We start from the raw sequence: 21,168 nt of genomic DNA on the forward strand, positions 1-21,168 counted from the left end.
TTGAACCATAAATCTTAAAACTGAACGCAAATTATTTTCCACAAGGAATTAACACAATTTCTAAGAAAAGAATCTGATAAAAAATCAATTTTCGGACATTAAAATAGGTTTGATGAATCTAAAATCGGATAAATCATTCAAAAATAATATATTGTTCCCTTTATGAAGAACCCTTTACTCTCTACTAAAATCCTTACACCAGCACAGCAAGAACTAGTTCTTAATACAGGAATAGCGTTAACACATTATGACATACTAAAAACAGAGTCCATAGTTTTAAAAGAAACTATTATATGGGATCATGTCATCATAACTAGTAAAAATGCAATCCCTGCGATATTACCTCATTTAAATCGAGTTAAAAATATTTACTGCGTGGGAGATCAAACAGCTGCTTTACTTAAAGAAAATGGCCTCCACCCTAGCTATATCGCCCTCAATGCAGCAGACCTTGCAGAAGAATTAACTTCAAATTATTCTGGTGAGAACTTTTATTATTTATGCAGCAAGCAACGTCGGGATGAACTTCCTACGTTCTTTCTTGACAAAAAAATACCTTTAAAAGAAGTTTTTGTCTATAGTTCTATTGCGGTCATGAAAAGCTTTGATCGTATTTTTGCAGCCATAGCTTTCTATAGTCCTCGTGGTGTGCACGCTTTCGCGAAAGCGAATCCTAACAACAAACCTCTAATCGCAGTTTGTATAGGAGAAACGACAGCTAGCACTGCAAAGCTCTATTTTAAAAATATAGCAGTCGCAAATAAACAGACTATAGAAAACACATTGATAACAGCAATAAAAGCATTACGTAATGATTAAAAACGATCTTTTTTTAAGAGCATTAAAAGGTGAAACCGTAGAACGTCCACCAGTATGGATGATGAGACAAGCAGGTAGATATTTACCTGACTTCATGAAGCTTAAAGAAAAATATGATTTCTTTACTAGATGTCAAACTCCAGAACTAGCTACAGAAATTACCGTAATGCCTATTGATCAAATAGGTCCAGATGCAGCTATTCTATTTTCTGATATTCTTGTGATACCACAAGCGATGAATATAGATGTAGAGATGAAAAACGGTATAGGACCATGGTTACCTAACCCTATAAGATCTGTAAAAGATCTAGAACGTGTGGTAGTACCTGACGTAAAAGACTCCTTAAGTTATGTGTATGAAGCCATAGATATGACTAAAAAAGTACTGGATAACAGAGTACCTTTAATAGGTTTTGCAGGTTCTCCATGGACTATTCTTTGCTATTGTGTACAAGGTCAGGGAAGTAAAAACTTTGACAAAGCAAAAGAATTTTGTTTCACACAACCAGAGGCAGCACACCAATTGCTTCAAAAAATAACAGACACTACGATCGCTTACTTAAAAGAAAAAGTAAATCACGGTGTGAATGCTGTACAAGTTTTTGATTCTTGGGGCGGTATGTTATCTCCTACAGACTATCAAGAATTCTCATGGAAATACATCCAGCAAATAGTAGATGCTCTTAAACCTCATACAGAGGTTATCGTTTTCGGTAAAGGATGCTGGTTTGCTCTTAATGATATGGCAAAGAGTGGTGCAAGTGCACTAGGTGTAGACTGGACATGTAGTGCGAGAAATGCACGTTATTTATCTGGTGGAGAAATTACTTTACAAGGTAACTTTGACCCTTCTAGATTATTCTCGCCACCTGCTGAGATTAAAAAAATGGTAACGCAAATGATTAACGAGTTCGGTAAAGATCGTTTTATTGCTAACTTAGGTCACGGTATTTTACCTAATATTCCTGTAGAGAACGCACAAGCATTTGTAGATGCTGTGAAGGAATACGGACAATAAAAATTTATTATGTTTAAAAACATCCTTAAAGGACTTAAATCTTATAAAGACAGCTTTAAACTGATCAATGAGTTAAAACTTTGGTCGTTTTTTCTAGTCCCTATGGGTATAAGTTTACTTTTTGGAGCATGTATATTCTTAGCGATTTACGGTCTATCAGACAATTTAGGCCGTTTTATTGCAGGAATATGGTTTTGGGAATGGGGTAAAGAAACATTTACCGACATAGCCACATGGATAGGTGGACTAGCGATAGCCGTTTTAGGTTTTATATTATATAAACACGTGGTAATGGCATTAAGTGCTCCTTTCATGTCACCTGTTTCAGAGCGTATTGAAAAACACCTCTATCCCGATTTACATGAAGACATTAAACATCGCAAAACTAGTAATACCGAACAGTTATTGCGAGGTTTACGTATCAACATAAGAAATTTACTTTACGAGATTTTTATAAGCATACCTCTTCTCTTTTTGTCGTTCATTCCAGGAGTTAATTTAATCACCACACCTTTACTTTTTTTAGTACAGGCATATTATGCAGGTTTTGGTAATATGGATTATACTCTAGAACGTCATTATAAATATAGAGACAGTGTCAATTTTGTTAAAAAAAGTCGTGGTTATGCCATAGGAAATGGAATCGTGTTTATGGCGATGTTATTTCTGCCTATTATAGGTATTATACTGGTTTTACCAGTTGCAGTTACAGCAGCTAGCAAAACAACACTAGAATTATTAAGAGAACGTAAAATGCTGGTACAACGTGAACAGCAACAGTTAGAACAATCACACACTCCAAAACTAGAATCGTGAAAGATCAATTTTACTCCTTTATAGTAGAGCTTCAAAATACCATTACTTCAAAATTAGAAGCAATAGATGGTGGTGCAACCTTTCATCAAGATGAGTGGCACCGCAAAGAAGGTGGCGGCGGTTTTTCTCGCATTATTCAAAATGGTAATGTATTTGAAAAAGGTGGCGTGAGTATAAGTGCCGTTCATGGTGATTTACCACAAGCAATGCAAGCCTATTTTAAAGTAGAAGATTGTAATTTCTTTGCCACTGGTTTAAGTCTGGTTTTACATCCAGAAAACCCTATGATACCTACCGTACATGCAAATTTCAGGTATTTTGAAATGTACGATCAGTCAGGAACTATAGTAGACTCGTGGTTCGGTGGTGGACTAGACCTGACACCTTATTACCTATTTGAAGAAGATGCCCGTCATTTTCACCAGGTATGTAAAGATGTATGCGACCGTCATGAAATTGCAGACTACGCTCTTTTTAAAGAGAAGTGTGATGCCTATTTTCACAACTCACATCGTGATGAGGCTCGCGGAATAGGCGGTTTATTTTATGATTACTGTAAAGTATCAGAAAAATTCTCCATGCAAGATTGGCTTGCTTTTCAAATAGACATGGCCAGTCATTTTCTAGAAGCTTATGTACCTATAGTAGAAAAGAGAAAAAGCTTACCTTATACAGAAGAACAACGCAAGTGGCAAGAAATACGTCGCGGCCGCTACGTAGAATTTAATCTAGTGCATGATAAAGGAACACTCTTCGGTCTTAAAACAAACGGTCGTATAGAGAGTATCTTAATGAGTCTACCACCACATGTCCAGTGGGTATATGATCACCATCCAGAGTCTGGTAGTGAAGAAGAAAAATTACTTAAGGTGTTGCAACAGCCTATAGACTGGATTTAGATTTTATCAATCTTCTTAAATATTCATAACTGTTTCCGCTTTCACGAAAGCGGAAACAAAACACATCTTATCGATTAAAAACACCTTTTAACGGTTTTTAACTTGCTGTTGAGTACGATTTATACTTTTACTCTGATTTTATCCTAATTTTAGTACTTCACTAATAATCAACTAAATAATGGGAAAATTAAAATATCCGATAGGAATTCTTCTAACTATTATAATCGCTATACTACTCACCATGTGGTTGTGTTGTGGTAAATGTTATAGTGGAAATTGTGATGGTCAGGAGAAAACAAAAACATCCATCACAACAGATGGCGACAGCTCTTCTCAAATTGAAACAGCATCAAAAAAAGGTCGTTTTAGTGGAATTGAACTCTTTGATAATAATCAAGAATTAATTGAAAGATCAGATGATAATCTAGATTTTAAAACCAATGATTATCATCATATCACTCCTGTATCAGATAACACAACTACTAGCTTTAATACTATTAAAAGTTATCTAGAAAATAACCCTGATAAAAAATTAAATATTACTGGTCTTTATACAAGTAGAGAAACTAATTCTAGTGCCTTTACTAACTTGGGCGAGGCGAGAGCTAATGATGTAAAAAACCATTTAACGAATTTGGGATTCAATAGTGCTAAAATGGATATTTATGGCAGCTTAAATGATGAGATGACAGCTACTGATAGTATTTTTAAAGGACCTATTACCTATTCCACAGCGTTCATACCGCAAGGTGATGCTGCAAAAATGGAGAACCAAAAGCTGGATGAATTAAAAGCTCAAATAAAAGCAAATCCTTTGATCCTACATTTTCAGACAGGAAGTAATACGGTACAATTAACAGCGGTACAACGTAAGAAAATATCGGACATCAACTATTACACTAATAAAAGACCTGAAGATAGAATTCTAGTCATAGGACACTCTGACAATGTAGGAAATAGAAACTCTAACATCATACTAAGTAAAAAACGTGCCGTAGAGGTGAAAAAATACCTTATAGAAAATGGTTTACCTGAGTCTAAAATAGAGACTGTGGGTAAAGGTCCAGACGCTCCTATTGCAAATAATAATACAGCAGAAGGAAAAGCAGAAAATAGACGTGTAGAAGTAACAATTAAATAAAACCAACTAAAAATTAAAATTATGAGTTTATCAAATATGTGGTGCTGGTTATTACCATTATTAGCATGTATTATTTCGGCAATAATAGCTTATTACTGGGGTAAATCTAATTCTATAGTTACTAATGATTGTGACGACTGGATAGATAAAAATAAATCATTACAGACAGAAATAGACCAACTAAGAGATCAATTAAAAAGTTGTGAGATCAACTCTTCTAGCTTAAAAAACAAAGTATCTCAATTAACTGAAAATTCAAACAATCTAAAAATAAAAGCATCAAAGGCAGTGGCCGATGCAAAATCACTTCAATTAAAATTAGACCAAGCATCTACAGTAAATGCAACAAATACAGCAAATCTAGCTAGCGGATTTGTAGCAGGAGCAGTAACTAGTAATGTTATCGATAATGTAAGTGAGGACAGCAATTTAAAATATGATGCCGATGTAGCAAAGGCCGCAATGGGTAAAAGAATAAAACCAGACGACCTTACTATAGTGGAGGGAATAGGGCCTAAAATTTCTGAATTATTTCATGCAGCAGGAATTAGAACGTGGTATAAATTATCACAAACTGACCCTACTAAATTAAAAGAAATTTTAAATAACGGCGGCCCTAGATTTCAGGTACATAAACCTGGTAGCTGGCCTAAACAAGCAGCAATGGCTTTTAAAGGTGAATGGTCTCAATTATCAAAATGGCAAGATGAACATAAAGGAGGTAAGGAATAAAACCATAATTTATGTTACTAGAAGATGCCCGATATTTTATCGGGCATTTTTGATTTTTAAATAAATTTATTACTGTTGGGTATTTATAAAATAAACTATCCCACCGATAACAATCAATGCAGCTAGAATAGCTAGAAATATCTTCCAAAAAGAATAAGGTCTTGTTCCATGAATGACACCTGTCTGTCCATTTACATAAAAGTTATAACGTTTTCCATTGAACTTATAAGAGCTTATGTAAACTGGTAATAGAATATGCTTAAAGGTCTGGTCACTTAATTGCATTTCTAATTTATGAATGCGCTGGGTATCACCACCTATATCGCGTCGCACCCAATTTGCGGCAATATCTCTTGCTTTTTCTTTGGCATCTAGATGCCCATCTTTAAGAGGTATGGTATATTTTTCTGTTACATAACCGGCTAGAAATCTAGTGTCAAATGTTTTGAGATGATCTAGATTCCATGACGCAATTTGAGATGGAATCTGACCTCCTTTTTGTTGAGACGCTTTTACTAGTGTATCATCTACAAAACCAGAAATTTCACCAGATGCGTCATACCACCTCGTGCGGCGTTCTTGCGTGGTACGTTTATTTTTCCCAGAACCACGTGTTACTGTGACATAATAATACTCTCCACGTTCTCCTTCATACTGAGCATCTAACTCTGCATCAAAAGTCCAGTAGGGAACATAGAGACCTTTTGTATTCTCAGGACTTAGACTTGCTTTTTGTAAATTATTAGGTGCCCACCATAAACCAGAAACCCATTTTTTAAATATTTGATGTGCTTTATCAGACTTAAAATCAAAAGGCACAACAGCTCCAGGTAGAATCCAATCGTCTTTATACGCCTCTTCAATAATAAGCGGCATAGTACAGTACACACAATGTAAGGATTTATAACTCTCTTCTACATGCTGGTTTGCCCCACAATTATCACAATGCAACATGGTAATTTCCATAGAGTGCGACTGGGCACCCATTTGATCCATGTATTTATTAAGTTCCAGTTCTTTAAAAGGCTGGTCAGATTGCTCAATAACTTCTTTATGACCACAATAATCACAGGTTATAAGGTCTGTCCCTGGTTCATAAGTAAGCTCTGCACCACAATTGATGCAGGATTTTTTACGTTCAGAATTTATGGAAGCGGTCTCGTTCAAGATGGAAAAGGTTCAGGGTTTAAGGTTATAATTTGCCGATTTATACTTTACAACTTAAACAAAAATTAAGATTTAAGTTGTAAAATATCATTTGGAAAAGCACAAGCCGATTCCGCCATACGGCGGAATGCCATGTAATAGAACTATACATTTATAAATTAGGCAAAAGACAATTCATATTTGAGAATTATATTTCTACATCGGTAATGGTGGTGGTGTATTACCACCTAGAAAAACTTTTAATTCTTCTACCTGATTCACAGCTTTCCAGCCATCCATACCTGCTTTCCATACTAACGTGTCTTTATTAATTGTACGACTAGCAAAAAGAGATCTTAATTGATCAAAGGAAACTGGTCCAGCTTGCGCACCGTTTAAAGCATAAAAATAACTAACTGCTTGCGGCATAGGTGGTGGCACAGCAGCAGCTTGAGGCTGCTGGTACTGTTGCTGTTGTTGAGGCATTTGTTGCTGCCCGCCCATTTGAGGAGACATCATACCACCCATTTGTTGCGCCATGACAAAGCCCATTCCCATTCCCATACCTGCACCGGCAGTACCACCATCATTATTTGCTGCAGCTTCTATAGCTTTGGCAGTCTTAAACTTAGTAAGTTTATCTAGATCTATTTTATCTAATCTACTGTATTCAAAGATCTCCTTTTTGAGTTCTTCTGGCATAGAAACATTCTCGATATAGAATTTTTCTAAAGATATACCTACACTTAAAAATTCGGTTTTCATTACTTCCTGACAGGTTTCAGAAAGCTCCGTTGTATTTGCAGCATATAATTCTATAGGTAGATTTGCTTCTCCTACGGTATCTGTAAATCTAGTTGCGATAAGACTTTTAAGATGCTCGTTGATCTCAAAATTGGTAAAATTATTATCTGTCCCTACTATATCTATGATAAATTTACCAGCATCGGCTATTTTAAACGCATAGGTACCAAATGCTCTAATCTCTACCAAACCAAAACGGTCATCACTTAAAGTAATAGGATTTTTGGTTCCCCATTTTTCATCAGTAAATAGAGTCGTGTTTACAAAATAAACCTCAGCTTTAAATGGCGAATTAAAACCGTATTTCCATCCTTTAAGCGTACTTAGAATAGGAAGATTTTGAGTGGTAAGATCATAAGTACCAGGCTTAAAAACATCTGCTAGTTGACCTTCATTAATGAAAACAGCCATTTGCCCTTCACGTACTATTAATTTAGCACCATTTTTAATCTCATTTTGATAACGTTCAAATCTATGCGCAATGGTGTCATCAGTGTAATCTAGCCATTCGACTATATCAATAAATTCGTGACTTAATTTCTCTTTAATCTTATCAAATATGCTCATGCTGGTTTGTTTTTAATTTGAATTTCTAAGGTACAGTTTTTTTAAATATTCCGCTTTCGCGAAAGCGGAATTAACACCATCCACCTCTATACGTCTATCACATCTCTTTATTGTTACAACTTGATACCTCTAACAAACAACTATTTAACTTTCTTATCTAGAATTAATCTTAATAAAGTCTTGTTAAAATGAAATGTCCCACTATATTTGCGCTTTATTTATAATTAGTCTTAATTAACATAACTATATAATGAACTTTAAATTCAACTATCTTACTGCAGCCTTATTAGCCACCGGACTAGTATTCACAGCCTGTTCTGACGACGATGACCTATCTACAGGAACACAAAAAAGCGCAGTAACAACAAATTATGCAAATCTTGTTCTTGCAAATTATCAAGATGCACTTATTGACGCACAATCTCTAGAAACTGCTTTACAAACATTTACCACCACACCTACAGATGCTAACTTTACTGCTGCAAAAAACGCATGGTTTACAGCTAGAGAATCTTATGGTACTACAGAGGCTTTCAGATTTGCAAACGGACCTATCGATACAGGTAGCACAGAAGATATAGAAGGATATTTAAATTCATGGCCTATGGACGAGGCACATGTAGATTATGTAGATGGTGATCTAACTTCTGGTATCATTAATAACCCAACATTATTCCCAACGATTGATAAAAACACCTTAATTAATCAAAATGGTAATGGTGGTGAAGAAAAGGTTTCTATAGGATACCACGCTATCGAGTTTTTATTATGGGGACAGGATAACACTGCACCTAGCGCAGGCCTACCAGGACAGCGTCCTTTCACTGATTTTGTAGATGCAGGAACTGCGTCTAATCAAGATAGAAGAAGAACCTATATCAATGTGTGTGCAGACTTAATCACCGACCACCTAGAAGTAATGATAGAGCAATGGACTGGAGATTATAAAAACACTTTTCTTGCACAAGACACAGATACTTCTTTAACTGACATGATTAACAGTGTATCTGAATTATCACGTAGTGAACTAGCTATAGAACGTATGTCTGTTGCATTGCAAAATCAAGATCAAGAAGATGAACACTCTTGTTTCAGCGATAATACAGATCGTGATATACGTCTTAACCTAGAAGGTATAGTAAATGTATATAACGGTAGTTATTCTACAGTTAATGGCGCTTCTCTTAAAGACATTATTACAGAGGCAGATAGTGATTTAGGTGCAGAACTAGATGCATTACTTGCAACAGCAATTACAGATGTAGAGGCAACTTTATCTCCATTTGATCTAGCTATTGTAAATGGACCAACAAGTACAGAAGGTATTAAAGTACAAAATGCAGTGAGAGCGCTTGTTGCTTTTGGAGACAGATTACTAGATGCAAAGGTAGTTTTAGGTCTTAACTAAAAGACGACACCGCATATTACTAGATTAATAAATTATTTAAAACTGGACATATTTCTATATGTCCAGTTTTCTGATTCATACAAATTATCATTCATGCGCGTTTATTACAAGTTATTATTACCTCTATTGTTGCTCATCATTTCTTGCAACACTGATGACTCTTACACGGCTCTAACAGCAGAAATAGGAGTAGAGTTATCTGGTGGAGATAATACATCATTCAATTTTTCTGCAGAGGCTTTTGGGTTTGCAGCTCCTAATTTAAGTTTTGATGAGCGTGTCACCTTTGGTGTAGGAAACTCATTATTTAATCAGAGCTGGGTGACTGCGCCAGCATCTACTACAGCACGAGATGGTTTAGGTCCATTTTTTAATGCTCGCAATTGTTCTGGCTGTCATTTTAAAGATGGAAGAGGTAGAGCAAGTGCATTTGCAGGAGAGCTATCTCATGGATTATTATTAAGATTAAGTACGCCAGGGACTGGACCTTATGGAGGTAACTTGCCAGAACCTACTTATGGCGGACAGTTTCAAGACAACTCCATTCTATCCCAAATGGACGAAGGAATTTTTGAAGTTGTCTATGAACCTAAAATAGTTACATATGCTGATGGAACCACAGTTAGTTTACGCAATCCTACGTACACATTTCCTTTGCTCAATTACGGAGCGATGGTTAGTAATGTACAAATATCACCACGAGTAGCAAATCAAATGATAGGTTTAGGTCTCTTAGAAGCGGTTCCTGAGACTACTATTCTAGCCCTAGCAGATCAATTTGATACTAATGGCGATGGTATTTCTGGAAAAGCAAACTATGTATATGATATTGCGAGTGGAACTAACACTCTAGGACGTTTTGGGTGGAAAGCAAACCAGCCTAACTTAAGACAGCAGGTGGCAGGTGCATTTGCCGGTGATATAGGAATCACCTCTTCCCTATTTCCTGATGAAAATTGTCCTACAGGAGTAGATTGTTCTCAAATACCTAATGGTGGATCACCAGAAATAGATGATACAAATCTAGATAAAGTGACCTTCTATTCTTCTACACTTGCTGTTCCAGCACGAAGAAATTTTGAAGATCAAGATGTATTAGAAGGAAAACAGCTTTTTAATGAGATAAGCTGTACCTCTTGCCACGTAGCATTACTGCAAACCGGTAACCATGAAATTGCAGCGTTATCGAACCAAACCATTAGACCTTATACAGATTTATTACTTCATGATATGGGTGATGATCTTGCTGACAATACTCCAGACTTTTTGGCTACTGGAAATGAATGGCGCACACCACCATTATGGGGAACAGGACTTATAGAAACTGTAAACGATCATACCAATCTATTACACGATGGTAGAGCGCGTAATGTAGAAGAAGCTATTTTATGGCATGGTGGAGAAGCGAGCCCAGCCAAAGAAAGATTTAAAGAATTAAGCTCGAGCGAGCGTAGTAAAATCATTGCATTTATAAATTCACTATAATTATGAAATTTTCATTTTTAAGAATACTCGCCCTTTTTACACTAGCTATAACAGCTATCATATCTTGTGAAAGTGATGACAGCTCTAGCGATAGTGGTATTGCCGCAGCTCGCGAGACGCAAATGGCTCATTTATATGATAATTATATTACCGTACTGCAACAACAGCATGTAAATCAAACAAATGAGTTAATTAATACTAGTAACGCATTTACCCTTAATCCTACTTCCGTAACTCTAGTAGAAGCACGTGCTTCTTGGAAAGCAGCATATCTAACCTGGAAAAACATAGAGACATTTAACATAGGACCTATCCAAAACGCTTTCTTAATTCCACGAGTGCATACATGGCCAGTAAGCAGTACAGGTATTGAAAGTAGGATTATAGATGCCACTGTGCAAAACAGTGATGATGTAGATACTATAGGCGCTACCATTAAAGGCTATGCAGCTATAGAGTATATGTTGTTCAATGAAAATGATCAGGTAGTAATAGATCAATTCACTACAGGAGCAACAACTGCAGATAGAAAAGCATACTTAAATGCACTGTCACAAAATCTAGCAGCTAGAGCTAGAGAATCACAAGACTTATGGATTGATTTTGAAACAGATTTTAAGACTAATCTAGAGTCTGGCGTTAACGGTAACTTTAACCGAGCTATAAACGCGATGGTAGCGAGCCTAGAAAGTATCAAAGGACGTAAAGTAGAAGAAGTATTAAACAGTTCTCCTACAGATATTACTCTTTTTGAAAACTATAGAAGTCAAATAAGTAAAGAGGCTATAAAAGCAAATCTAGATGCTGTTTACTTTACCTACACAGGTGATTTTAATAATATAGAAGGTTTTGGCATCGAAGAGTATACTTCAGAAATTCTTAATCGTGAAGATATAGATATCGAATTACAGTCTGCTTTTACTGCAGCTTATAGCACTTTAAATAACTTAAATAGCTCTCTAGAAAACACCGCTATAACGGACATTAATCAACTAGAAGTTCTTGCAGAAGACGTTCAGAACATCATTAGATTGCTGAAAGTAGATTTTTCTAGTGCCGCGAGCATAATCATTACCTTTAATGATAATGATGGAGATTAATTTCTCCCTTTTTCATTAGGATAAAATGTATGCACTGGGTCACTTTGCCATACCTCTTTAGTTTCTACACATATTGCTGTTAAGGGACCTTTATAAGCAGCAGCAGTATCTATATTCCATACGCAGGCCGCGTTAATAGGTTGATGAGAACCTAGACGATCTGTAGGAGTATGGCCTATGTACACTTCATTATAAATTTTTAATCTATCTGGATACCGATCGTTATCTTTTTTTAAATTAGGATCTACAGCAAGTGCGAGCTCCCATAAAGTACGGTCCCAATAGGTAATATTTGCATAATACTCGTGATGCGGACCTTTTAAGTTATGAAACCCTGCATGAAAAAAGCCATTGCCGTCTAGCTCATAGAAATTATGAAGTTCGTTTCTTAAAAAATTAAAATGCATTTCTAATTCGGCTTTACTTCTATTCTTGTAGCTATCTACTGTGCTTTGCCCACCGTGAAACAACCACATTTCGCTAGGTGAGCTTGCTTGTAAATTATCCACGACTAGTTCATCATGATTACCTCTTAAATAAATAGGTGCTATTTGATTGTTTTGTTTACGCTTTCGCGAAAGCGAGATCAAAAAATCTATTACCTCAAAACTTTCTGACCAACCGTCTACATAATCACCTAGAAAAATTAACTGATCGTCATCTTTTAAACCTATCCTTTCTATAAGTTGAAGTAGAGCTTTATAACCGCCGTGAATATCTCCTATTGCAATAGTTCTCATGAATTGTATTTTACTTTGCGCAAAACGCGTAGTGCTTCTTTATATGATTTATAGGTATCCGAATAGTTTTTGAGAAAACTCTTGTGAGATTTCATCTTTTCTATGGGTTCTCCTACATTATTAAACTGGCATATCAACATAGTCTCTGGCAACTGTCTAAGATCAATTAATTCTTGATCTTTTAAAAGAATACCATTTGCGATCTTATGCAAAAGAGACAAGTTAGTATTATAAATATGATGCAAGGTACGACGATCATAATAAGGAGGATTAAATAAAATCTTATTCTCTAACAAATAGGTTCCATTATGAAAAAACCGGAGCGTCTGTCTCTCTAAAGGATGGTAGCGCTGTCGATCTCCTATACCTAGTTCTACAAACTCTAAGATACTAAAACTGTCCTCATCATAAGTGATTTGAACCTCATCTAGTGTGCTATAAAAAATTTTAACCTGTTCATTTACCATTTCAATGTCCACTCGATGATAATATCGCTGTCCTTTATTCACCTTTACTTTTCCTGACCAGCAGATAACAAATTGCTCTTTAAACACCTTGTAATGGGTTTCTAGGTCTTCATTTTTACGGTTTAAAAATTCTACAACGCTATCTAAGGTGTGTTCTATATTATTGCTAGCCTGTCGTTCTAGTTTTTCAACTATTTCTGAATTGACATCCTTAATCTCTAGGTCAAAAGTTTTAGGCATGGAGATACTTCCATCCCTAAAAAACACACTACCACCGTAGTATTTCCATATGTTTTTGCGCAGTGATGTGAGTCCTACTTGTGCTCTAATGGTAACTAATCCTACTACTTTACCTACTGGTAAGTGAGGAAAAGGAATATTTTCATATTGAATTATAGGAGCGTTAGTAAAGTAGGCGTTAATCAAATTTTGCAATTTTGAATCATCAAAAAAATCTACCCCTACTATAGCGTTAGTTACATCATCAACACCTATAACTATATAGCTATTATTTTTAGGATTAGAATTTGATAGAGCACAGATGTGTTTTAAAAACTTAGCCTTTCCTTCTTTATTACTCAGGTCTATTTTTAGCTTTTTATCATAGAAACTATTCTCGTCATTATGAGCAAGCAAGTTCTTAACTAAAAGTCGTTTATTAATCATCAAGCCTAAGATACTCTCTTTATGCGAAGTACAAATGAATGTAATGTAAATATTGAGCTAAATAAATAGCAGTATCACACCTATACAATAACCTGATCCATAAGCCAGATAGAGGTAAGTGTATTATCTTTGTACCTATGCAAATTCCCGAAGGAAAAAAAATATATTTCTCTAGCGACAACCATTTAGGAGCGCCTACTCAAGAACTAAGTAAACCACGTGAACAGAAGTTTCTAGCATGGTTAGATGAAGTTAAAGTAGATGCTGCTGCTATATTTCTTTTAGGAGATCTATTTGATTTCTGGTTCGAATACAAGCATGTTGTCCCAAAAAATCATGTAAGAGTTTTAGGTAAACTTGCTGAGATTGCAGATAGTGGTATTCCTATCTACTTCTTTGTTGGAAATCACGATTTGTGGATGTTCGGTTATTTTGAAGAAGAGTTAGGAATTCCTGTGTATCATAAACCAAAAACTTTTGAATTCAATGACAAAAAGTTTCTTATCGGTCATGGAGATGGTTTAGGACCTGGTGATAAAGGTTACAAACGCATGAAAAAGATATTCACTAGTAAATTCTTTCAATGGTGTTTTAAGTGGTTGCACCCAGATATAGGAGTAGGTATAGCCAGATATTTATCAGTTAAAAACAAACTGATTTCTGGTGATGAAGATGCTAAATTCTTAGGGGAAGATCAAGAATGGCTGGCATTATATGCAAAGCATAAACTAGAAACAGAACATTTTGATTACTTTATTTTTGGTCACAGGCATTTACCTATGGAGATAAAAGTAGGAGAATCATCTACGTACATAAATCTAGGAGACTGGATAAATCATTATACCTATGGAGTGTTCGATGGAAAACACTTTAACTTACAAAAACACCCATTTTGATCATACAAACGTGCCGTTAATCGAATTTTTCTCTTAATAAATTAACAATTTTTTAGGAAAATTGCTGGTTATCTAGATTACTATTCTAAATTCGAATAATGGAGCATCAAGAAAATCATAAAGTACACGATCAGATCAATATTATTGTTCAGGCTCCTATTGCAGTAGCTTTTTTAGATAATCAATTGAGATACGTAGCACACTCTGCAAAGTGGTGTACTGACTATAAACTAGAAAAGTCTGATTTACGAGGTCTTAATCATTATGATATATTTCCTGAAATAAGTGATGAATGGAGAGCCAAACATCAAAGAGTATTAAAAGGCGCTGAGGAATCACGAGATGAAGAACTTTTCATACGAGAAGACGGAACCGAACAATGGCTGAAATGGAGTGTAAAACCCTGGTACTACCATGACGGCAAAATAGCTGGCATAGTCATGATGACCGAGGATATTACCTCACAGGTTCTTATTAAAAAACGTGATCAACTAGATTTTAAAATATTACTAGACCTATGCTCTCACGCAAATATAGGTACATGGCAATACAACAATGTGACGAGGGAACTATACTGGTCAGATGCAACAAAAGAACTTCATGAAGTTGCCGATGATTATGTGCCAGACGCTAAGCAAGCTATAAATTTTTATAGGAGTGGTGAGTCACGCAATAAAATATCAGAAGCTTTCCTTAACTCTATTACGAGAAACGAATCATACGATTTAGAATTAGAATTAGTAACTGCAAAGGGTAATTGCATTTGGGTAAGAGCAACAGGTCAAAGTGAGTTTAAAAATGGACTATGTGTCGCGCAATATGGTACGTTTGAAAATATTAGTGAGCGTAAAAAGAAGGAACATGAAATAAAGGTTACCTCACAAAAATTTCAAAAATTATTCTTTAATTCAAATTTAGGAGTAGCCATATTAGACACCGCTACACTTCAATTTCTTAACGTAAACCCTACACTAGAAAGAATAACTAAACTAAAAAATAACGATCTTTTAAAAACTACATTTGATAAGCTCATCGATGAAAGTGATTTTACTGAATGGTTCGATCATCTAGAAAAGGTTTTAAACAAGAAAACTGATCATATTAAACAAACTATTACCTTAAGAGCGTCTGATGGATCGATAGTCTATACCCAAACTATATGTAACGTATTGCATGATGAACATGGTGATCCAGAAAATCTAGTTATACAAATACTAGATATTACCAATGAACGAAAGGTCGAAAAAGAAAAGAAAATATTTCATAAAGAAATAATGAGTAAAAATGAAAGGCTGCTCAACTTTGCGTACATAGTTTCTCATAATTTAAGATCACACTCTAGTAATTTCAAAGGTCTTATTGATTTTTACAAAGAAAGTGAAGAACAAGAAATTCGTTCTAAAATAATATCTATGTTGGACATTTCTAGTGATAACTTAAATCAGACCATAGAAGATCTTAATCAAGTCGTTTCTGTACATTCTAATAAAATAGAATTAAAAAATATAGCCCTAAAAGAATTTGTTCTTCACACCTTAGAAAGTGTCTCTTTAGAAGTAATGAAAAATGAGTACATCATAGAAATAGACATAAAAAGCGATACAAAGATCGTGGCTTTCCCTGCATATTTAGAAAGTATTCTACTTAATCTCATTACTAACAGTATACGATATAGAGATCCTAAAAAGCAATTAAAAATTATTATATCTGCAAAGGTTAGCAATGAATCTTGCACGATAATCGTGTCTGATAATGGGATAGGGATAGATCTAGATAGAAATAAAGATAAAATATTCGGAATGTATAAAACATTTCATGAACACAAGGATTCAAATGGCTTAGGCTTATTTATGACCAAGAACCAAGTAGAAGCTATGGGAGGAAATATATCTGTACAAAGTAAAATAGGTGCCGGAACAAAATTCACGATAGAATTATAAATCTACTAATGGTATAACGCGTCTTTTAAAAAGTGCTTTTCAGCCGTTATTACAAACATTTAAACGATTACAAATTAAGTTAACCGTCCATTCTCAAAACGTAGTTTAAAAGTATGAAATTTATATTTCAAAACTACAAGTCTTATGACCACATCTAAAATATGGATAATTGACGATAATCCTATAGATTCATACGTGATAAAAACCATGTTAGAAGTAAACGATCTAGCAAGTAATATAGAAGTATTCTCTGATAATAAGGAAGCTCTACAAAATTTAGATAAATTAAACATTACAGACTCAAAAGAATCCATTCTAGTCATCACAGAAAACAAGACTAATGCAGTAAATGGATGGGATCTTATTACAGACATGTCAGAAAAGAAGAAGAATTTGGATATCAAATTTCACATGACTAGCGAGCTGTATTCTAATAAGGATTTTAAAGAATTTAAAGTTACAAAACCATTGCTATCTATAAATAAAAAACCCCTAAGACTAGACGATCTAAAAAGCATGATCAACGATTGAGAAATTCTTATAATCAGGGAATAATATAACATTCTTAAAGAACTATAGTTAAGCATTAAACTCGATAATCTACCGATCTTTGTATGGTAATTAAAAGTTTAATCTCAAAACCGTATAGTTATGAAAATCTCAAATAGAAAAACTGCAGTATTAAGCATTATTTTTTCACTTATCGCTTTGTTAGCCCTTAGTCAAGAAGTTGAAAAAACAACGAATAGATTATCAAATTCTTTAGAAGAAATTACCATAACCGTTAAAAAGTCATCCATTAAAGACAATACCATTTTTATCAACAATAAGAAAGCACTGCGCAAAGCTGCAAAACTAAGTAAAGGTGATATTGATAAATTTAGAAGTGAAATTTCTGCTTCTATCCCATCATTTAGCGATGTTATAGATAATAATTGGCAAGAACTCTATCATGAATCGAAATTACTCACATTCATGGGTAAGGTGGAATCCTTACCGTCTGTGCTTTAAGAAGTAATATCTTTTAATCTTAATTGTAAAGAGACATTTCCTTGCCATTCATTTTCATCAATAGAATAAGCTATGTGAAATTTTTTACTATTGGTAATTTGATCACACTTATCACCCATATTAAAACCTATAGCATTAAAGCCATTCTTCTCCCCTTTTTTTGAGGCCACCTTAATTTTAAGGTGGTCTTCATCTTTCCCTACACGTTTACCATAACCAGTATCTATCACGTTTTCTGTCATAAAAACAGGTGTCATATTACCTGGACCGAATGGAGCCATTTGCTGTAGTATGCGATAAAATTTAGGTGTAATAGCACTTAAAGGCAGCTTAGAATCTATGTGTATTTCTGGGGTAAGATGTTTATTCTCTATAGTAGCACAAACTACTTCTTCAAATCTTGCTTTAAACTTCTTATAATTCTCCGGTAACAAGGTAAGTCCAGCCGCGTACATGTGCCCACCGAATTGTTCTATATATTCCGTGCATTGTTCTAGCGCATTATAAACATCATAACCTCTCACACTACGAGCACTTGCTGCAAGTCTATCACCAGATTTACAAAACACTAAAGTAGGCCTGTAGTAAGTTTCAGTTAAACGAGAAGCAACTATTCCAATAACTCCTTTATGCCAGCCATCATTATAAACAACACTGGTAAAATTCTCTTCTTCTTTATTTACTATAATTTGATCTAACGCTTCTTCTGTTATTGATCGATCTAGTTCTCTTCTATCAGAATTATAATTTTCAATAGAAGCGGCAAATCCCTTAGCCTTTTCAAGATCCGTCTCGGTCAGTAATTCTACTGCATGAAGACCATGCTTCATTCTACCAGCCGCATTGATACGTGGCGCAATAGTAAAAACAACGTCAGTAATAGTAAGGACCGTTTTATTTAAATTCTCAATAATAGCCTCAAAACCGGCTCTCGGACTAGTATTTATAACATTAAGACCATGAAACGCTAGTATTCTATTCTCTCCAGTCATCGGTACAATGTCTGCGCCTATTGCCGTAGCTACTAGGTCTAGATAAGGAATCAAAATATCAAAATCCCAATCATTTGCAACAGCAAGTGCCTGACACAGTTTAAAACCTACGCCACAACCACATAATTCATCATAAGGATAAATACAGTCTGCTCGTTTAGGATCTAAAACAGCAATAGCATCTGGCAGTTCCTTACCTGGTCGGTGGTGATCACAGATAATAAAATCAATACCTTTCTCCTTTGCATACGCAACTTTATCGACAGCCTTAACTCCACAATCTAAGGCAATGATTAATGTAAAATCATTATCTGATGCAAACTCAATTCCTTTATAACTTACCCCATAACCCTCATCATAACGGTCTGGTATATAAGTAGAAACGCGATCATAAAAACTTTCTAAAAATGTAGACATTAGTGCAACACTAGTAGTCCCATCTACATCATAATCACCGTAAACTAGAATATTCTCATTATTCCCTACAGCTTTTTGAATACGTTTAACCGCCAGCTCCATATCCTTCATTAAAAAAGGATCATGTAATTCTTCTAAATCAGGTCTGAAGAAGGATTTCGCTTTCGCGAAAGCGTCCACACCACGTTGCACTAATAAACCTGCTAGAAAAGGATCTACTCCTAGTTCTTGGGCTAATTGTTGTTGTTTTTGAGAATCTGGTATTGGTTTTAAAGTCCAGCGCATTTGGTAAAGATAAGATCTAAAAAATAGTCCCCTTCGGCATTTGTGATGGTTTCTTTATCTTTAGTACTTAAATTACAAGGTAAATTCTTAAAAAACTACACATGCCATTAGTTACACCATTAGACGCGAGTCATGATCCAGAAACCGCTCAACTAGCAGATTTCTTTAATGAAACATTAGGTTTTTGTCCTAATTCTGTCCTTACCATGCAACGACGCCCAGCTATATCCAAAGCTTTTATTAATCTCAACAAAGCGGTAATGGCAAACGAAGGTCGTGTAACCAGCGCTTTAAAAAGAATGATCGCTTGGGTATCTAGTAACGCAACAGGCTGCAGGTACTGCCAGGCGCATGCTATAAGAGCTGCAGAACGTTATGGAGCAGAACAGGAACAACTGGATAATATATGGGAGTACCGCACACACTCAGCTTTTAGTGATGCAGAGCGTGCAGCATTAGATTTTTCACTAGCTGCAAGTCAGGTGCCTAACGCTGTTAATCAAGACATAAATGATAGACTGCACCAGCATTGGGATGATGGAGAGATCGTAGAAATGCTAGGTGTGATCTCACTATTCGGTTATTTAAATAGATGGAACGATTCTATGGGAACAACTCTAGAAGGAGACGCAATAAAAAGTGGAGATCAATATTTAGGAAAACATGGTTTTGAAGTAGGTAAACATGTTTAAACTGTTTTAAAATTTCACAAACCTTCTTATAAAGAAAAAGGGTGCCGGTTTAAACCAGCACCCTTTTTCTTTATACATCTCTCTATTAAGGAACATTTACAAATTCAATAATCTGTTCTTTCTTGTTATTTATGTACTCGATAACAAATTTATCACCTGTCATATATCCCACACCTGCAAACACAGACGTGTGGACTAAATAAGCATTATTACTTTTCTTAAGTGCTACACCTATAGGTAAATTATTATCAAAGATTAAAAAACCCTTGGTGCTTTTCATTAATGCATACCCATCTTTTGAAGTGAATTCATATTCACTAGACGGCTCAGCATCATCTACCACATTCTTTTCAAACTTTGGCGATTCATCCGTTGCTATCCTTGTAATTAAGGAGTTAGGGGTTGCTCTTTTAACCTCTTCTGTTCCTTTTACGACATTACTAGGCTGACTAGACATAGCTTGCACACTATCAATTCCTATAGCTACTGCTTCACTATTTGGAAGTGTTTTTATATTATTAGGCTTTACATATTCATAATTCACATCATCAAAAGAAGTCATCGCATCTCTTAGTGCTTCAAAGTAGGCTTTGTCGTTAGACTTAGTCCTTCCTATTCCTTTTTTAGTTGTGAAAACAGTATCACCTGCACAGTTAACAAGTCTTAAAATTAAATTTCTAGTAAGGCTACCACTTTTATCTATTTTTAATTGAAGCGCATTACACACTCCTATATTCATATCTTCTGGTAATACTTCTAAATTTCTAAAGGCATTAAAATTGCGCTTCTTAAACTCAAAAACAATCAACTCGTTTAATCGATATTCATTTGCCTCTCCCTGAAAATCGTACTGATTTTCTACGACAATGTATTTGTATTGATTTAAATCCTGATTCTGAGCACCTGCAAAAAATGTTATTGTAATAAATAAAAATGTAAATAGATATTTCATAAACTCGTTTCAAATGAATTATAAGATTTCTAAATAACGATCATACACGTACATATGTTGTTAGAAATCTCGCTTTCGCGAAAGCGGAAAAATACAAATTAACTAGATAGAAAAGTGTCTATCTCCCTAGCTAAATCAGGAAGTGGCCTCATCAAGTTATAAACAAAGCTTTATA

At 35.0% G+C, this 21,168-nt stretch carries 20 protein-coding genes; 14 read left to right on the forward strand and 6 right to left on the reverse strand.

Going from position 1 to position 21,168, the window contains the following annotated elements; genetic code table 11:
• Positions 1-162 precede the first annotated feature (162 nt).
• From ABJF08_RS05805 to ABJF08_RS05830, 6 genes are all read left to right on the forward strand, one after another.
• Entirely contained in the window at positions 163-819 is a 657-nt protein-coding gene (locus ABJF08_RS05805) for a uroporphyrinogen-III synthase (RefSeq protein WP_348115134.1), read from the forward strand.
• On the forward strand, positions 812-1,837 hold the full coding sequence (hemE, locus tag ABJF08_RS05810; RefSeq protein WP_348115135.1) for a uroporphyrinogen decarboxylase: 1,026 nt from the start codon (positions 812-814) through the stop codon (positions 1,835-1,837). Before ABJF08_RS05805 ends, hemE begins: the two co-directional genes overlap by 8 nt.
• Before the next feature lie 9 nt (positions 1,838-1,846).
• Positions 1,847-2,653, forward strand: coding sequence for an EI24 domain-containing protein (locus ABJF08_RS05815; RefSeq protein WP_348115136.1), 807 nt, complete (start codon positions 1,847-1,849; stop codon positions 2,651-2,653).
• A complete protein-coding gene (gene hemF / locus ABJF08_RS05820; protein WP_348115137.1) occupies positions 2,650-3,552 on the forward strand; it encodes an oxygen-dependent coproporphyrinogen oxidase in 903 nt (300 codons plus the stop codon). Before ABJF08_RS05815 ends, hemF begins: the two co-directional genes overlap by 4 nt.
• Positions 3,553-3,730: 178 nt before the next feature.
• The gene (locus ABJF08_RS05825; RefSeq protein WP_348115139.1) at positions 3,731-4,693 is read left to right on the forward strand and encodes an OmpA family protein; all 963 of its coding nucleotides are present in this window, start codon (positions 3,731-3,733) and stop codon (positions 4,691-4,693) included.
• 21 nt (positions 4,694-4,714) lie between these two features.
• Complete coding sequence (locus ABJF08_RS05830) at positions 4,715-5,425, forward strand: hypothetical protein (protein WP_348115140.1); 711 nt, start codon at positions 4,715-4,717, stop codon at positions 5,423-5,425.
• 69 nt (positions 5,426-5,494) lie between these two features.
• Here the strand turns inward: ABJF08_RS05830 and ABJF08_RS05835 are convergent, their stop codons facing one another.
• Entirely contained in the window at positions 5,495-6,592 is a 1,098-nt protein-coding gene (locus ABJF08_RS05835) for a DNA helicase PriA (RefSeq protein WP_348115141.1), read from the reverse strand.
• Between the two features lie 195 nt (positions 6,593-6,787).
• Positions 6,788-7,942: an SPFH domain-containing protein gene (locus ABJF08_RS05840; RefSeq protein WP_348115142.1), complete on the reverse strand. Its 1,155-nt coding sequence runs from the start codon at positions 7,940-7,942 to the stop codon at positions 6,788-6,790.
• Positions 7,943-8,192: 250 nt separating this feature from the next.
• On the opposite strand from ABJF08_RS05840, the gene ABJF08_RS05845 reads away from it, so the two are divergent.
• From ABJF08_RS05845 to ABJF08_RS05855, 3 genes are all read left to right on the forward strand, one after another.
• Positions 8,193-9,350: an imelysin family protein gene (locus ABJF08_RS05845; RefSeq protein WP_348115143.1), complete on the forward strand. Its 1,158-nt coding sequence runs from the start codon at positions 8,193-8,195 to the stop codon at positions 9,348-9,350.
• A gap of 93 nt (positions 9,351-9,443) precedes the next feature.
• Positions 9,444-10,835 (forward strand): di-heme oxidoredictase family protein, encoded by a 1,392-nt coding sequence (locus tag ABJF08_RS05850; protein ID WP_348115144.1) that lies wholly within the window; start codon positions 9,444-9,446, stop codon positions 10,833-10,835.
• Positions 10,836-10,837: 2 nt separating this feature from the next.
• Positions 10,838-11,935 carry an imelysin family protein gene (locus tag ABJF08_RS05855; RefSeq protein ID WP_348115146.1) on the forward strand — a complete coding sequence of 366 codons (1,098 nt, stop codon included), beginning with the start codon at positions 10,838-10,840 and terminating at the stop codon, positions 11,933-11,935.
• On the opposite strand, the gene ABJF08_RS05860 is transcribed toward ABJF08_RS05855, so the two are convergent.
• Together ABJF08_RS05860 and ABJF08_RS05865 are read right to left on the reverse strand one after the other, a co-directional pair.
• A complete protein-coding gene (locus ABJF08_RS05860) occupies positions 11,932-12,675 on the reverse strand; it encodes a metallophosphoesterase (RefSeq protein WP_348115147.1) in 744 nt (247 codons plus the stop codon). The two genes, ABJF08_RS05855 and ABJF08_RS05860, sit on opposite strands and share 4 nt — an antisense overlap.
• Positions 12,672-13,808: an ATP-binding protein gene (locus ABJF08_RS05865; RefSeq protein ID WP_348115148.1), complete on the reverse strand. Its 1,137-nt coding sequence runs from the start codon at positions 13,806-13,808 to the stop codon at positions 12,672-12,674. Before ABJF08_RS05865 ends, ABJF08_RS05860 begins: the two co-directional genes overlap by 4 nt.
• A 137-nt stretch (positions 13,809-13,945) precedes the next feature.
• On the opposite strand from ABJF08_RS05865, the gene ABJF08_RS05870 reads away from it, so the two are divergent.
• The 4 genes from ABJF08_RS05870 (at position 13,946) to ABJF08_RS05885 (ending at position 17,655) form a co-directional block, all read left to right on the forward strand.
• Positions 13,946-14,704 (forward strand): UDP-2,3-diacylglucosamine diphosphatase, encoded by a 759-nt coding sequence (locus tag ABJF08_RS05870; RefSeq protein ID WP_348115149.1) that lies wholly within the window; start codon positions 13,946-13,948, stop codon positions 14,702-14,704.
• A 98-nt stretch (positions 14,705-14,802) separates the two neighbouring features.
• Entirely contained in the window at positions 14,803-16,644 is a 1,842-nt protein-coding gene (locus ABJF08_RS05875; RefSeq protein WP_348115150.1) for a PAS domain S-box protein, read from the forward strand.
• Positions 16,645-16,788: 144 nt separating this feature from the next.
• The gene (locus ABJF08_RS05880) at positions 16,789-17,175 is read left to right on the forward strand and encodes a hypothetical protein (RefSeq protein ID WP_348115151.1); all 387 of its coding nucleotides are present in this window, start codon (positions 16,789-16,791) and stop codon (positions 17,173-17,175) included.
• Positions 17,176-17,295: 120 nt separating this feature from the next.
• Positions 17,296-17,655 carry a hypothetical protein gene (locus ABJF08_RS05885; protein ID WP_348115152.1) on the forward strand — a complete coding sequence of 120 codons (360 nt, stop codon included), beginning with the start codon at positions 17,296-17,298 and terminating at the stop codon, positions 17,653-17,655.
• Here ABJF08_RS05885 and recJ read toward each other — a convergent pair.
• Positions 17,652-19,349: a single-stranded-DNA-specific exonuclease RecJ gene (recJ, locus tag ABJF08_RS05890; RefSeq protein ID WP_348115153.1), complete on the reverse strand. Its 1,698-nt coding sequence runs from the start codon at positions 19,347-19,349 to the stop codon at positions 17,652-17,654. The genes ABJF08_RS05885 and recJ overlap by 4 nt on opposite strands.
• Positions 19,350-19,450: 101 nt before the next feature.
• Here recJ and ABJF08_RS05895 point away from each other — a divergent pair, with 101 nt between their 5' ends.
• Complete coding sequence (locus tag ABJF08_RS05895; RefSeq protein ID WP_348115154.1) at positions 19,451-20,041, forward strand: carboxymuconolactone decarboxylase family protein; 591 nt, start codon at positions 19,451-19,453, stop codon at positions 20,039-20,041.
• 85 nt (positions 20,042-20,126) lie between these two features.
• Here ABJF08_RS05895 and ABJF08_RS05900 read toward each other — a convergent pair whose 3' ends face one another.
• On the reverse strand, positions 20,127-20,993 hold the full coding sequence (locus tag ABJF08_RS05900; RefSeq protein ID WP_348115155.1) for a hypothetical protein: 867 nt from the start codon (positions 20,991-20,993) through the stop codon (positions 20,127-20,129).
• Between the last annotated feature and the right edge of the window lie 175 nt (positions 20,994-21,168).

Source organism: Nonlabens sp. (assembly GCF_039941875.1).
Taxonomy (GTDB): domain Bacteria; phylum Bacteroidota; class Bacteroidia; order Flavobacteriales; family Flavobacteriaceae; genus Nonlabens.

Bases quoted from the DNA above. Each gene is read 5' to 3' on its own strand.
- ABJF08_RS05805 (WP_348115134.1), top strand. From the start codon at position 163: ATGAAGAACCCTTTACTCTCTACTAAAATCCTTACACCAGCACAGCAA.
- hemE (WP_348115135.1), top strand. From the start codon at position 812: ATGATTAAAAACGATCTTTTTTTAAGAGCATTAAAAGGTGAAACCGTA.
- ABJF08_RS05815 (WP_348115136.1), top strand. From the start codon at position 1,847: ATGTTTAAAAACATCCTTAAAGGACTTAAATCTTATAAAGACAGCTTT.
- ABJF08_RS05825 (WP_348115139.1), top strand. From the start codon at position 3,731: ATGGGAAAATTAAAATATCCGATAGGAATTCTTCTAACTATTATAATC.
- ABJF08_RS05830 (WP_348115140.1), top strand. From the start codon at position 4,715: ATGAGTTTATCAAATATGTGGTGCTGGTTATTACCATTATTAGCATGT.
- ABJF08_RS05840 (WP_348115142.1), bottom strand. From the start codon at position 7,942: ATGAGCATATTTGATAAGATTAAAGAGAAATTAAGTCACGAATTTATT.
- ABJF08_RS05845 (WP_348115143.1), top strand. From the start codon at position 8,193: ATGAACTTTAAATTCAACTATCTTACTGCAGCCTTATTAGCCACCGGA.
- ABJF08_RS05850 (WP_348115144.1), top strand. From the start codon at position 9,444: ATGCGCGTTTATTACAAGTTATTATTACCTCTATTGTTGCTCATCATT.
- ABJF08_RS05855 (WP_348115146.1), top strand. From the start codon at position 10,838: ATGAAATTTTCATTTTTAAGAATACTCGCCCTTTTTACACTAGCTATA.
- ABJF08_RS05860 (WP_348115147.1), bottom strand. From the start codon at position 12,675: ATGAGAACTATTGCAATAGGAGATATTCACGGCGGTTATAAAGCTCTA.
- ABJF08_RS05865 (WP_348115148.1), bottom strand. From the start codon at position 13,808: ATGATTAATAAACGACTTTTAGTTAAGAACTTGCTTGCTCATAATGAC.
- ABJF08_RS05870 (WP_348115149.1), top strand. From the start codon at position 13,946: ATGCAAATTCCCGAAGGAAAAAAAATATATTTCTCTAGCGACAACCAT.
- ABJF08_RS05875 (WP_348115150.1), top strand. From the start codon at position 14,803: ATGGAGCATCAAGAAAATCATAAAGTACACGATCAGATCAATATTATT.
- ABJF08_RS05880 (WP_348115151.1), top strand. From the start codon at position 16,789: ATGACCACATCTAAAATATGGATAATTGACGATAATCCTATAGATTCA.
- ABJF08_RS05885 (WP_348115152.1), top strand. From the start codon at position 17,296: ATGAAAATCTCAAATAGAAAAACTGCAGTATTAAGCATTATTTTTTCA.
- recJ (WP_348115153.1), bottom strand. From the start codon at position 19,349: ATGCGCTGGACTTTAAAACCAATACCAGATTCTCAAAAACAACAACAA.
- ABJF08_RS05895 (WP_348115154.1), top strand. From the start codon at position 19,451: ATGCCATTAGTTACACCATTAGACGCGAGTCATGATCCAGAAACCGCT.
- ABJF08_RS05900 (WP_348115155.1), bottom strand. From the start codon at position 20,993: ATGAAATATCTATTTACATTTTTATTTATTACAATAACATTTTTTGCA.